General features: G+C 50.4%; 1 protein-coding gene. It reads left to right on the top strand.

Annotated features, from left to right (window positions below):
• Positions 1–270, top strand: a 270-nt coding sequence (locus tag CUZ56_RS15065) for a transposase domain-containing protein (RefSeq protein ID WP_275427161.1), incomplete at both ends; no start/stop codon positions are given.

The raw sequence follows: 270 nt of genomic DNA, 5'->3' as shown, positions 1-270 counted from the left end.
GGTGGATAAACGCCCTGAACTGTCGGGCTTCTACACGGGTAAAAACGTGCTAGAAAAACCCGACAATTACAACGGCGGTATGGCTGGTGTGGAATATGACGTCTTTCTGCAAGCCATTGCGGCAGGTGTGAAAGAGTACAACGAACAACTGGAACGAGACACCGAGCTTTGCCGAGGCAAGTTCAGTTTTGAACAGATTTGGGATCGGGATTACCACCCCACCAATATACGCCAAGCCACACCCGAACAGCTCAGACTACTGTTCTTGCA

The sequence above is a fragment of the Saezia sanguinis genome (assembly GCF_003991585.1).
Classification (GTDB): Bacteria; Pseudomonadota; Gammaproteobacteria; order Burkholderiales; family Burkholderiaceae_C; genus Saezia; species Saezia sanguinis.
The sequence above is the reverse complement of the archived record's forward strand: the minus strand, read 5'-3'. Positions and strand labels throughout refer to the sequence as shown.